Here is a 12,641-nt window from a genome sequence, read left to right on the forward strand (position 1 = left end):
AATCAAAGCCCTTTCGAAAAAATTTTATACAGCCAAAGACAGCCGAGAATGCTTAAAATCTTGATGATGTTGACGCTTACGGAAAAGCCGAACGACACCGTTGCAATTCCGATATCGATCGTGATCGGATTCGGCACGCCGACGCCGACCGTCTGGCCTGCTGTCAAAAATGAAAGCCACGGCACCGATGCGCACACGGTGGTAAGCATTGTGCCCAGCACAACACCGCCCAATAAAAGCAGAATAAATACCAGCGTTTTTTTAAAATTCATGTGTCATTTCTCCTGTTCCCGTCGAGCCGAAACCGCCCGCGCCGCGTGATGTTTCGTCAAGCGTTTCGCTTTCGATAAGGCGCGGCAGAAACACCGGCGCAAACACCATCTGTGCAATCCGGTCGCCCGGTTTGACCGAAAACGGCGCGCTTCCGTGATTGAATAGCGGCACCATGATTTCGCCGCGGTAGTCGCTGTCAATCACGCCCACGCAGTTTGCAGGCGACACGCCGAATTTTGATGCAATGCCGCTTCGCGCATATAAAAACGCGGCGACGTCGTTTCGCAAAATCGCGATCGCAATGCCTGTTTTTACACGCTCGATGGCACCCGGCGCAATCTCTATTGCACAATCGGCAAAGAGGTCATACCCCGCACTTCCTTCGGTTGCACGCACAGGCAGGCGCGCCGTTTCGCTGAGCCGTTTTACTTGTATGGATTCCATGTTGTCTGCTCCTTTTTTATACGTTCCGGTAGTAAAGTCCGCGCGTATACGGCTCATTCGCCGGCGTTTTTTCGCAGTAATCCCGAATGACCGACGCGCACGTCTGCATATCCTCGCGCGTAAAATAGAGCAGTCCGTACGAGAGGTTTGAAAGCTCCTGCATCCGGTCCGCCATCCAAAGCGGCGTGCCGTTTAAAATCTCGGCGCCGTACGGTTTTCGGCACATCACATAAAACGGCGTATTGCGCCGGTCGGTGAGTGTCGGGCGTCCGTCACAGGAGGCACAGTTTGTCTTTGCCTGCACCGGACAGTTGCGCACGAGCATCAGCGGCAGATAACCATAAACCACTGCGCCGCAGGGTATAGGCGACTGAATCCGCACGGCATCCTGCGCGTTCATTTCAAACGAAAGCGTCACATGAGAAACACCCATGCGGCTTAATACACGCGCACTCTCGCTGTTTGTCACATTCAAAAACACACCGCCCGCCGGTTCGAGCTGAAGCTCGTTTGCGATCTGCACATGCGCGATATTTTCGCACACAACGCGTTCAAATCCCTGCGCTTTGAGCGCAGAAAGCGTTTTCATCACCGATTCCTCGCGCGACGCCATCATGCGCGGCAGTTCGATCAAAAGCCGTCCCTGATAGGGTTTTAACACGTCTGTGTGTGCGGACACCTCTGCAAGCGGAAGCGCAAACAGGCCGATATTCGCCATCTGCGAAAACGGCACCTGCGAAATCGTTTCAAACCGCGCAAACAAAAACGGTTCATCATTCGTCCGCCGTTTGACCGGATGCTTCGGCACATCGGGCAGTGTGACCGCATGCGTCTGCACCGGCACAAATTGTGCGCGCTGTGCTTCGATTTCGGCACAGACGGCGCGACGCAGTTCGTTTAATTTCGATACGGGCACCATCAGTCCCTCATCACAGGAAACCGTGATGTCACCGGGCACAAAGATCGTACCGCCGAGTTTTTTTAAGATCCGTTCGCCCGATTCAGCCGAAAATGCTTTCTCACGTGCAATTTCAGGCGGATCGGACGTACACGATGCGGTGTGGCCGTCTTTATCCGTACCGGTTAATGAGACGGGTTCATCTTTTTTGACCGACAGCGAAAACGAAAGCGGAATCCGTCCGTTTTCCGTCTGATACGAGTTTGCAAGCGAGCGCAGAAGCTTCGGCGTTGCACGCACAACATCGTCGCGGCTGCGGACACCGAACATCGGCGCGCCGCGTTTTCCCGTCAGATAGCCGTCCGTAAAGCCGCTTCGTGCAAACACATCGCGCAGAAGCGCTTCGTCGCCTTTGCCGCCGTCGAGCTGTTCACGGTATACCTGCGCGCACGCCGCCACATATTCCGGACGCTTCATCCGACCCTCGATCTTAAACGAGGTGACGCCCGCTTCGGCGAGTGCCTGAATCTGTGAAAGTGCGCACAAATCTTTAAGCGACAGATCATAGTCCTCTTTGTTTTTCCGGTTCGAAAACGGCAGACGGCACGTTCCGGCACAGCAGCCGCGGTTGCCGCTTCTGCCGCCGATCATTCCGCTCATATAGCACTGTCCCGAAACGGACATGCACAGCGCGCCGTGGACGAACACTTCGGTTTCAATCGGAACACTCTGTGTGATCTCTTTGATCTCAGCAAGCGAAAGCTCCCGCGAGAGCACAACGCGCGAAAGACCCAGCGCACGCATCGCCTCGGCGCCTTTTTTCGTGTGCACCGACATCTGCGTCGAGCCGTGAATGTGCATGTTTGGTGCAATCGAACGAATCAGCGACACGACACCCCAGTCCTGCACAATGAATGCATCCACCCCTGCTTCACAGCCGTCGGCAATCACGCGCGCGGCTGTCGAAAGCTCACGGTCAAAAAGCAGGGTGTTAAGCGTTTGATACACCTTAACACCCCGTATTTTCGCATAGCGCACCGCTTCCGCCAAGTGCGTTTTATCAAAATTTGCAGCGTTTTGCCGCGCCGAAAACAATTTTGCCCCAAGATAAACAGCGTCTGCGCCGTTTTGCACGGCAGCTTCCACCGATTCCATGTCGCCGGCCGGCAGCAAAAGCTCCGGTTTATTCGCCATACGTTCCTCCGTTGTCTGGTTCTTTCTGCTCAAACGTCATGAGCTTCATTTCGAGCATCGCATTTTTCTGTTTGAGCGATTCGATCTCTTTTTTAAGCTCGGTAATCTCCGTGCGCGAACGGGTTGCTTCCTCAAGATAGTCGATGACCTGTTTTCTCAAGTTATCCTTATCGCTTGCGGCTTTGATGCAGTCGTCCATCAGTCCGAGTGCGACAAGCATGCTGGCACTTGTCATCGAAAGTGCGTCGTTTTGCTGCATGAATTCTTCTATTTTTGCATCCAGCGATTCTGCAAGCTGTTTGACATAGCTTACACTTTCTTCTGTCTGGATGGTATATTCTTTTCCTGCCAGAATAATTTTAATCCGGTTCATAGCGCTCCTCCGTTTCCCGCAAACGTGCGGCTTCTTCTTTATAGAAAAAGTATAATACAATCCCTGCGGTTTGTAAAGGAAAAAGCCCGTCAATCACGGCTTGTTTTTCTTAATTTTCTTTGACAAAGGACACGCTTTCGTGTACGATACTTTTATCAGTAAAAAAAGGGGGATTTCCTTTGTTTCAAAAAGATCTGACACACCGTGTGCACCTAATCGACGAGGTGCGCGGCTTTTCGATTTTATGCATGGTATTCTATCACGCCGCATACGACCTCACCGAACTGTTCGGCGTGTCGATTCCGCTGTTTTTTTCGCCGATCATGCAGCAGTTTCTTCAGCCGCTGTTCGCGGGACTGTTCATTTTCATCTCCGGCACGGCGGCAAACTACTCCCGCGCAAATGTAAAGCGCGGCGCGCTGTGCTTTTTGTTCGGCATGATCCTAACGGTCGGCACATGGATTTTTATGCCCAGTCAGCTTGTTTTGTTCGGCATCCTTCACTGCTTGGGTGTGTGCATGATGCTTGCACCTTTATTTTTGCGGCTTGCGGGTAAAATAAAACCTGCGGTGCTCATTCCCGTGTCACTGCTTTTATTCTTTTTGCTTTATTCCGTGCCGCAGGGAGAAATCGGGCTGTTTGGCGCCGCCGTTTCACTGCCGCGCGCGCTGTATCAGACACCGTTTTTATTCTTCTTAGGGTTTCCGGACAGTTCGTTTTTCTCGTCCGACTATTTTCCGCTTCTGCCGTGGGTATTCGCCTTTTTGGCTGGCGTTTCGTTCGGCACGATTGTCAAATCCGGCCGCTGTCCTGCGTTTTTCTATAAGCGCCATTGCCGGCCGCTCGCTTTCATCGGACGCCACACGCTCATTGTCTACCTTGCACATCAGCCGGTCGTGTACGGCTTGCTGTTGCTGCTTTCCCCGCTCTTTACGTAAACTTTACAACACACTGCTTGTTTTTTGATAAAACCACTGGAATCTCAGGCGAAAATAGTGTAGAATAGCAGTAGAATTTTTAAAATAGGTAAGAAAAATAATGAGATCCCCTAAATTCGAAGGAGGTTTTTTGCTTTGAGAAAGACAAAAATTATCTGTACGTTAGGCCCGGCTTCCGCATCGGATGACATTGTCCGCGAGCTGATGCTTTCGGGCATGAACGTGGCGCGTTTTAACTTTTCCCACTCCACGCACGAAGAACACAAAAAACGGTATGATCAGGTTGACCGCATCCGCCGCGAGCTCGGTCTGCCGGTCGCAATGCTGCTTGATACAAAAGGTCCGGAAATCCGCATCGGCCTGTTTGAAAACGACCGCATCACCTTAAAAAAAGGCGACCGCTTCACACTCACCACCCGTGACGTCGTCGGCACAAATGAACTCGTTTCGATTTCGTATAAACAGCTCCCGTTCGATATTTACGATGGATGCCGCATCTTAATCGACGACGGTCTGATCGAAATGCACGTTCTTTCCCACACCGACACCGACATCGTCTGCCGTGTTGACAACGGCGGCCCGGTTTCAAACCGCAAAGGCGTAAACGTCCCGGGCGTGCGTCTGTCGATGCCGTATATCAGTGAGCAGGACCGCCAGGACATCCTGTTCGGCGCAGAAACCGGCTTTGACTTTATTGCCGCTTCGTTTGTCAGAAGCGCAGAGGACATCGAAGATGTCCGCACCATTTTGAGCACCGTCGACAGAAAGAACATCCGCATCATTGCAAAAATCGAAAACGCAGAGGGTGTCAAAAACATCGACGAGATTCTGCGCGTGGCAGACGGCATCATGGTTGCCCGCGGCGACATGGGCGTCGAGATTCCGTTTGAGGAACTGCCGGGCATTCAGAAAAAACTCATCAAAAAAGCGTTCAATGCCGGCAAACAGGTCATCACTGCAACCCAGATGCTCGATTCCATGATTAAAAACCCGCGCCCGACCCGTGCGGAAACGACCGACGTTGCAAACGCAATCTACGACGGGACAAGCGCCATCATGCTGTCGGGTGAAACGGCGGCCGGCCTTTATCCGGTTGAGGCATTAAAAACAATGGCAATGATCGCAGAGCGCGCAGAACGCGAAATCGACTATGAAAAACGGTTCCGCGCAAGAGAGATGAGCGAACTGCCGAACATCACAAACGCAATTTCCCACGCAACCGTTACCACCGCGATGGATTTGAAAGCGGCGGCAATCTTGACCGTCACCACCGCAGGACAGACGGCACGGATGCTCTCGAAATACCGTCCGCAGTGCCCGATCATTGCAGGCACACCGAATGAACAGGCTTGCCGTCAGCTGAACCTCTCGTGGGGTGTCACACCGATTCTCTTAGAAGAAAAACACCAGGAAGAGGAGCTTTTCTCCCACGCAGTCGACTGCGCAAAACAGCACGGCCTCATCGTAGACGGCGACTTGGTCTGCATCACGGCAGGCGTTCCGCTGGGCATCTCGGGCACGACCAACATGATGCGCGTACACATTGTCGGCGATATCTTAATCACCGGCACCGGCATCACCGAAAATCAGGTGCACGCGGACCTCTGCGTCTGCGAATCGGAAGAAGAGGCACGCTTGCTTTTTAAGCCGGGTCAAATCCTCGTCATCAAAAAGACCTCGAATGCCATTTTGGATTTGATCAAAGACTGTGCCGGCATCATCACCGAACAGGACGGCGCAAACTCTCATGCGGCAATCGTCGGACTTGCACTCAACAAACCGGTGCTCGTCGGCGCAAAAGGTGCAACCGAAATCCTGCGTTCGGGCACAAACGTGACCCTCGACGCAGAACGCGGCATCGTCTGCAATATGGCGAACAAAACCTGAGTGGATATTTTGAAATCTGAGCGTTTTGCCGAATTGTACGCCGGCAAAATACAGATTTCTTGACTTTAGACAAAAAAGAGCGTAATATATTGTGCAAAAACATGTCGAATAAGGAGCGATGACTATGGCATTTTACTTTGAGGAACCGTCCCGCACATTCGGAGAATATCTGCTGGTGCCGGGCTACTCTTCCGCTGAGTGCATTCCGGCAAACGTGAGCTTAAAAACACCGGTTGTCAAATTCAAAAAAGGTGAAACCTCTGCCATCACGATGAACATTCCGCTTGTTTCCGCGATCATGCAGTCGGTTTCGGGCGAAAAAATGGCAATCGCACTCGCAAAAGAAGGCGGCATCTCGTTTATCTACGGTTCGCAGTCGGTCAAAGACGAGGCGGCAATGGTTGCACGCGTCAAAGCGTATAAAGCCGGATTCGTCACATCGGATTCAAACATCCGTCCCGATGCAACGCTTGCAGACATCCTGGCACTCAAAGAAAAAACCGGTCACTCCACCGTCGCTGTCACAGAGGACGGCACTGCAAACGGCCGTCTGGTCGGCATTGTCACAAGCCGTGACTACCGCGTGAGCCGCATGTCGCTCGACGAGAAAGTGTCCTCGTTCATGACACCGCTTGAAAAACTCGTCTGCGCACCGGACACCACCACCCTCAAAGAGGCAAACGACATCATCTGGGATCACAAATTAAACTCCCTGCCGCTCGTTGACAGCGAGGGCCGTTTAAAATACATGGTGTTCCGCAAAGACTATTCGACACACAAAGAAAACGTAAACGAACTGCTCGACGCTTCCAAACGCTATGTGGTCGGCGCCGGCATCAACACAAGAGACTACGCAGAGCGCGTTCCGGCACTTGTTGAAGCAGGCGCAGACGTGCTGTGCATCGACTCCTCCGAGGGCTTTTCGGAGTGGCAGTCCCGCACACTCGCTTGGATCCGCGAAAAATACGGCGACACCGTTAAAGTCGGCGCCGGCAACGTCGTTGACCGCGAAGGCTTTTTGTTCCTTGCTAAAGCAGGCGCAGACTTTATCAAAGTCGGCATCGGCGGCGGCTCGATCTGCATCACCCGTGAGCAGAAGGGCATCGGCCGCGGACAGGCAACCGCACTCATCGAAGTGGCAAAAGCACGCGACGAGTATTTCGAAGAAACCGGCATCTACATTCCGGTATGCTCCGACGGCGGCATCGTTCACGACTATCACATGACACTGGCACTGGCAATGGGCGCAGACTTCCTCATGCTCGGCCGTTACTTCTCCCGTTTTGACGAGAGCCCGACAAACAAAGTCATCATCAACGGCAACTACATGAAAGAGTACTGGGGCGAAGGCTCGAGCCGTGCAAGAAACTGGCAGCGCTACGACCTGGGCGGCGACAAAAAACTGTCGTTTGAAGAGGGCGTTGACTCCTACGTTCCGTACGCCGGTTCCTTAAAAGACAACGTTGGCCAGTCGCTCGCAAAAGTGCGTTCGACCATGTGCAACTGCGGCGTACTCAATATTCCGGATCTGCAGAAAAACGCGAAACTCACACTCGTTTCGTCCACCAGTATTGTGGAAGGCGGCGCACACGACGTCGTATTAAAAGACAGCAACGCCGGCTATTCTGCAAAATAAGAAAATCCCCGCTTGGATATAAAAAAACAGACGATCGTTTGATCGTCTGTTTTTTGTTTGATGCGTTTTTTTACAGCGAGCGAAGCACTTCTTCGACGCGTTTTAATTCGCTGCGGATGGACAAATGCTGCGGACATTTGCGCTCGCAGTAGCCGCAGTTGACGCAGTCTTTCGACGTTGCACCCGGTGCCTGATCTTCGGTGCCGTTTTCATACGCAGAAAAATCTTTTTTCGCCGTTTCTGACAGTCCGTATACGTTATAATAGGTGTAGTCGGCAAAAATGCGCGGAATATTGATGCCTTTTGGACATGGCTGACAGTAGCCGCAGCCGGTGCAGTAAAGCTCGGAGAATTTGTGCAGATCCTCGAGCGCCTTTGTCATGTTGTCAAAGTCCTCTTTGGTGAGGTTGCCGCTCTGTTCAGCAACCGCCACGTTCTGCTCGACCATCGAAAGCGTCTGCATGCCCGAAAGTGCGCATGAAATGTTCGGATTGCCGAGCACGAACCGGAATGCCAGCTCATACGTCGACAGCGACGCATTGTTTGCAATTTTTTCGCCGAGTGCAGTCGGTGCTGCCAAACGTCCGCCGCCGACCGGTCCCATTGCCACAACGCCGACGCCGCGGCTTGCCGCAAACGCGATCATCTCCTCGTTTTTGCGGTCGAGCATGTTGTACTGGACAAGCATCGTTTCCATCTCGGGCGCTTTTTCGAGGATATACTGAATCACCGACGGGTCGTCGTGGAACGAGAACGAGATGTGACGGATTTTGCCCTCAGCTTTTGCTTTGAGCGCCTCGTCAATGAGCGAAAGGCCCATGATTTTTTCGTCAAACACCTTTTTGTTGATCGCCCAGAAATGATAAAAGTCGATGTAGTCCGTGTCGAGTTTTCTTAAGCTGTCCTCGAGCAGACGGCGGTAATCCTCGCGCGAATGGACATTTTCCATCGGGCATTTCGTGGAAATATAGACCTTGTCGCGGATGGGTTTCAGCGCTTTGCCGACAGCAACCTCCGAATCGGCGTGGCAGTAAAAATAAGCGGTGTCAAAATAGTTGACGCCGAGCTCTGCCGCACGGCGAAGCATCTCGTTTGATTTTTCATAGTCGACATGGAATGTGCCGTTTTCCTCAACCTCCGGCAGACGCATGCAGCCAAAGCCGAGCGCCGAGATCGACACGCCGGTATTTCCGAATTTGCGATATTGCATCATAACAAAAACTTCCTCCCAAAATTACGCCGCATACACGCGGCACCTGATCTCATTATATCATAAGTTTTGTTCGACGCAAGCATTTGTGCAAATTCATTAAAATCCAAGATCATTTTCATGATTCTCTATTGAAAACAGGAAGAACAAACGCTATAATGAAACCAAAGAACCGGAAGAATGCAAGGAGGAACTTTGATGAAGATTGATTTTTCCGCCATGGCGACGGAACAGCGCAATCCAAATACCATGGAAATCGATACGCTCTCGACACGCGAGATGGTCAAACGCATCAACAATGAGGACAAAACAGTCGCGCTCGCCGTCGAGCGAGAGCTTCCCGCAATCGCCGAGGCGATTGACGTGATTACCGGACAATTAAAAAAAGGCGGCCGGCTGTTTTACTGCGGTGCGGGTACTTCCGGACGGCTCGGCGTGCTCGATGCAAGCGAATGCCCGCCGACTTACGGCGTTTCGCCCGATTTGGTCGTGGCATTGATTGCCGGCGGAAAAGAAGCGCTTCTTCGCGCAAGAGAGGGTGCGGAGGACGATTTTTCCCTGTGCGAAGCCGATCTGCGCGCACATGATTTTTGTAAAAACGATGTGCTCGTCGGCATTGCGGCGAGCGGACGCACACCGTATGTACTGGGCGGCATGCGCTATGCCAAAGCGTGCGGCGCACCGGTTATTTCACTCACCTGCAACGAAGGAAGCCAGATGGCCGCAGAAGCAGATATTGCGATTTCACCGGTTGTCGGCCCTGAGGTGGTCACCGGATCGACCCGCATGAAAGCCGGAACCGCACAGAAGCTTGTGCTCAACATGCTCTCGACCGGCGTTATGATCAAGCTCGGAAAGGTCTATGAAAACCTGATGGTGGACGTTCAGCCGACGAACGAAAAGCTGGTTGCACGCACCCGCCGCATTGTCATGCTCGCAACCGGCGTTTCCGAGGAGGAAGCCGAAGCGGCGCTTTCGCAGTGCAGTCATCATCCGAAAACGGCAATCGTCATGATCAAACGCGGCGTCGATGCGCAGGAAGCGGCGATGCTGTTACTCGATGCCGACGGATTTGTACGGAAGGCGATTGAATCATGAGCCAATATGTCATCGGTGTCGATGCGGGCGGCACGAAAACGACTGCGCAGGCATTTTTGCTCCCGGACGGTACACCGCTTTCGGTCACAACAGGTGCATTCGGTAACGTGACCGTTGATTTTAATGAAGGACTTGCGCATATCATTGAAACGACCGACGCGCTCATAGAACAGACCGACGGAACATGCGCGTTTTTGTGCGTTGGCTGTGCCGGTGTGGAAACAGGCGACAAAAAAGCTCGGATGCAGGCGGCATTAAACGCACACTATCCGGAACTTTCCGTGTTTGTCACAAACGACGCGGCACTCGCGCTGTACGGCGCATTAAAAGGTGCGGACGGCGTGCTCGTCATTGCGGGCACCGGCTCGATCGGCTATGCAAAGGTCGGAGACGAAACATTCCGCGCCGGCGGATGGGGGCATCTTTTGGGCGATAAGGGAAGCGGCTATTCGATTGTAATTGACGCATTCATGCACATCACCCGCGCATTTGATACGCGAAACCCTGACACGCCGCTCGTCCGCGCGGTATTCGATGCGCTCGGCATCACCGAACTGCGCGCACTCATTGATTTTACATACAAAAGCACAAAAGGCGAGATTGCCGCACTGATGCCGCTCATTGAACGGCTTTCTGACGAGGGCGACGAGGAATGCCAGAGCATCTTAAACGATGCGGCGGATGCGCTCGCCGATCTGGCAATTTTGCTCTGCCGTCAGAATAACCTGTCCGCCGTTGCCGTTTCGGGCAGTGTGCTCACAAAATGCAAACGCGTATTCGACCGGTTTTCGCGCACACTGCATGAGCAAATCGACGGTGTGACAATTATAAACGAGCCGTTTGATGCACGTCGCGGCGGATTTTATTTCTATCAGACGCGGTAATCCATGATGCCGTAACGGCATTTGCCATGTTTTTCCCCGACGCGCTGAAAGGCTTAGAAAACGACAGTTATTTTATCATAAAAGGAGGATATTCATGATCGAACCACTCATTCTGCGGAAGGACGCCGCGCAGGCGGCCGCACTGTTTGCACGCACAACCGGCGGTGAAACGGTATACCGTCCGCTCAGTGAAGAAGAATTCTACCAGACATTCATCCGCAGCACCGACACGGTCACAAAAATAAACGTCTGCGAAAAAGAGGGCGACACCGTTTTGGGCTTTGCAAGCGGCTGTATCAATGCAGGAAAAGCAGTCGGCTATATCACGATGATCGTCGTTGACCGCGCACACCGCCGCGACGGCTTGGGCACCCGTCTTCTTGCCGCACTCGAAACAGCGCTTCACAAGGCCGCACCCATTCAGTCGTATGAAATCACGTTCTTTAACCCGGTGAACCTCACCTGGATCGTACCGGGCACACCGGGACACGACCACCCGAACGCACCGGGCATTGACGTGGCGTCGGACGGCTATCTGTTCTTTAAAAACAACGGATATTTGGACACCGTGTATCAAAACTCGTTCTATCAGCCGCTTGCCGGCTTTGCGATCAAGCCGAAAATTCAAGCCCGCATCGACGGCCTGCGCGAACACGACTTGGCGGTCGGCTATTACGACAAGGAGCGTCATTTCGGCATGGAAGAGCTGTTTGACGACCTTGGAAGCGAGCTTTGGAAAACCGAAATTTTAGGAAACATCGCACGCGAGGACGGCGGCGACCCGGTCATCATCGCGCACCATAACGGAAAAGCCGTCGGCTTCACGGGTCCCATTCATGTGCAGGAGAGCGGCCGCGGCTATTTTGCAGGCATCGGCATTCACTCCGACTACCGCGCATACGGGCTTGGCAGCGTGCTGTTTTCTGTGCTGTGCCGCTCGCTAAAAGAGATCGGCGCATCCTACATGACACTGTTTACCGGAGAAACGAATCCGGCACGGTATATCTATCAGTCGGCAGGGTTTAAAATCGTGAAAACCTGGGCGGACATGGAGAAAAAAATCAAATAAGCAAAACGAAAGGGGATTTTTTGAGATGGAAGGAAACAAAAAGGTCATTATGGCTGTGGGCGGTCATATCGGCGACATGGAACTGACAGCAGGCGGCGTGCTTGCGACCATGGCATTAAAAGGCTATAAAATCGTGACGGTGGCGCTGACTGCCGGCGAACGCGGATGCCCGCCGCACATGACTGTGCCCGAATACCGCAAGCAAAAGGTAGAGGAAGCGCGGATTTTTGCCGAAATGCTCGGCGGCGAAAGCGTTGTCTGGGACTATCCGGACTGCGAACTGCCTGTAAACGACGAAACACGCTTTAAGCTGTGCGACGAAATCCGCAAATACAAAGCGGATGTGCTTCTAACCCACTGGAAAGGCTCGATTCACAAAGACCACATTGCGACCCAGCAGCTTGTGTTTGACGCACAGCTTTTGGCAGGACTGCCGTCGGTTGAGCGCGAATATCCCGCACAGTTTGCAAAAGAGCTTTACTACTGCGAAAACTGGGAAGATCCGTACAATTTCGCACGCGACATCTATTTTGAAGTGAGCGACGAAGGCTTTGCACTGTGGGAAAAAGCGATTTCGCACCACTGGTTCACCGTAAACTCGAAAGATTTTAAATACAAGGATTACTACACCCATTTGATGCGCGTACGCGGCATTGAAATGCGCAAAACGTATGCGCAGGCATTTGCCCGCGAGGAGATGGACCGCCGCGTATACCGCACAGAATTTTAACAGGGAG

12 protein-coding genes are annotated in these 12,641 nt (G+C 52.8%); 7 read left to right on the plus strand and 5 right to left on the minus strand.

Going from position 1 to position 12,641, the window contains the following annotated elements; all coding sequences use genetic code 11:
• Nucleotides 1-2 precede the first annotated feature (2 nt).
• Genes H6A12_RS01605 through H6A12_RS01620 form a run of 4 tightly spaced genes read right to left on the minus strand, consistent with a single transcriptional unit; the run spans nt 3 to nt 3,182 of the window.
• Nucleotides 3-272 (minus strand): DUF4321 domain-containing protein, encoded by a 270-nt coding sequence (locus tag H6A12_RS01605; RefSeq protein WP_204444111.1) that lies wholly within the window; start codon nt 270-272, stop codon nt 3-5.
• On the minus strand, nt 262-717 hold the full coding sequence (gene dut / locus H6A12_RS01610) for a dUTP diphosphatase (RefSeq protein ID WP_204444113.1): 456 nt from the start codon (nt 715-717) through the stop codon (nt 262-264). The genes H6A12_RS01605 and dut overlap by 11 nt, the downstream gene beginning before the upstream one ends.
• A gap of 16 nt (nt 718-733) precedes the next feature.
• The gene (locus H6A12_RS01615) at nt 734-2,809 is read right to left on the minus strand and encodes a U32 family peptidase (RefSeq protein ID WP_204444115.1); all 2,076 of its coding nucleotides are present in this window, start codon (nt 2,807-2,809) and stop codon (nt 734-736) included.
• Entirely contained in the window at nt 2,799-3,182 is a 384-nt protein-coding gene (locus H6A12_RS01620; protein WP_204444117.1) for a cell division protein ZapA, read from the minus strand. The genes H6A12_RS01615 and H6A12_RS01620 overlap by 11 nt, the downstream gene beginning before the upstream one ends.
• 179 nt (nt 3,183-3,361) lie before the next feature.
• On the opposite strand from H6A12_RS01620, the gene H6A12_RS01625 reads away from it, so the two are divergent.
• The 3 genes from H6A12_RS01625 (at nt 3,362) to H6A12_RS01635 (ending at nt 7,643) form a co-directional block, all read left to right on the plus strand.
• Entirely contained in the window at nt 3,362-4,120 is a 759-nt protein-coding gene (locus tag H6A12_RS01625; protein WP_204444119.1) for a heparan-alpha-glucosaminide N-acetyltransferase, read from the plus strand.
• Nucleotides 4,121-4,255: 135 nt separating this feature from the next.
• Complete coding sequence (gene pyk, locus H6A12_RS01630) at nt 4,256-6,007, plus strand: pyruvate kinase (RefSeq protein WP_204444121.1); 1,752 nt, start codon at nt 4,256-4,258, stop codon at nt 6,005-6,007.
• 124 nt (nt 6,008-6,131) lie between these two features.
• Nucleotides 6,132-7,643, plus strand: a complete 1,512-nt coding sequence (locus H6A12_RS01635; RefSeq protein ID WP_204444123.1) for an IMP dehydrogenase — start codon at nt 6,132-6,134, stop codon at nt 7,641-7,643.
• Between the two features lie 70 nt (nt 7,644-7,713).
• On the opposite strand, the gene H6A12_RS01640 is transcribed toward H6A12_RS01635, so the two are convergent.
• Nucleotides 7,714-8,856 carry an aldo/keto reductase gene (locus H6A12_RS01640; protein ID WP_243415254.1) on the minus strand — a complete coding sequence of 381 codons (1,143 nt, stop codon included), beginning with the start codon at nt 8,854-8,856 and terminating at the stop codon, nt 7,714-7,716.
• A 192-nt stretch (nt 8,857-9,048) separates the two neighbouring features.
• Here H6A12_RS01640 and murQ point away from each other — a divergent pair, with 192 nt between their 5' ends.
• From murQ to H6A12_RS01660, 4 genes are all read left to right on the plus strand, one after another.
• Nucleotides 9,049-9,951 (plus strand): N-acetylmuramic acid 6-phosphate etherase, encoded by a 903-nt coding sequence (gene murQ, locus H6A12_RS01645; protein ID WP_430623622.1) that lies wholly within the window; start codon nt 9,049-9,051, stop codon nt 9,949-9,951.
• On the plus strand, nt 9,948-10,835 hold the full coding sequence (locus H6A12_RS01650; RefSeq protein WP_204444127.1) for an N-acetylglucosamine kinase: 888 nt from the start codon (nt 9,948-9,950) through the stop codon (nt 10,833-10,835). The genes murQ and H6A12_RS01650 overlap by 4 nt, the downstream gene beginning before the upstream one ends.
• A 94-nt stretch (nt 10,836-10,929) precedes the next feature.
• Nucleotides 10,930-11,904 (plus strand): GNAT family N-acetyltransferase, encoded by a 975-nt coding sequence (locus H6A12_RS01655; protein WP_204444129.1) that lies wholly within the window; start codon nt 10,930-10,932, stop codon nt 11,902-11,904.
• A 25-nt stretch (nt 11,905-11,929) separates the two neighbouring features.
• A complete protein-coding gene (locus H6A12_RS01660; RefSeq protein ID WP_204444131.1) occupies nt 11,930-12,634 on the plus strand; it encodes a PIG-L deacetylase family protein in 705 nt (234 codons plus the stop codon).
• Nucleotides 12,635-12,641 lie beyond the last annotated feature (7 nt).

The organism is Merdimmobilis hominis (genome assembly GCF_016901855.1).
In the GTDB taxonomy this organism is placed as follows: domain Bacteria; phylum Bacillota; class Clostridia; order Oscillospirales; family Ruminococcaceae; genus Paludihabitans.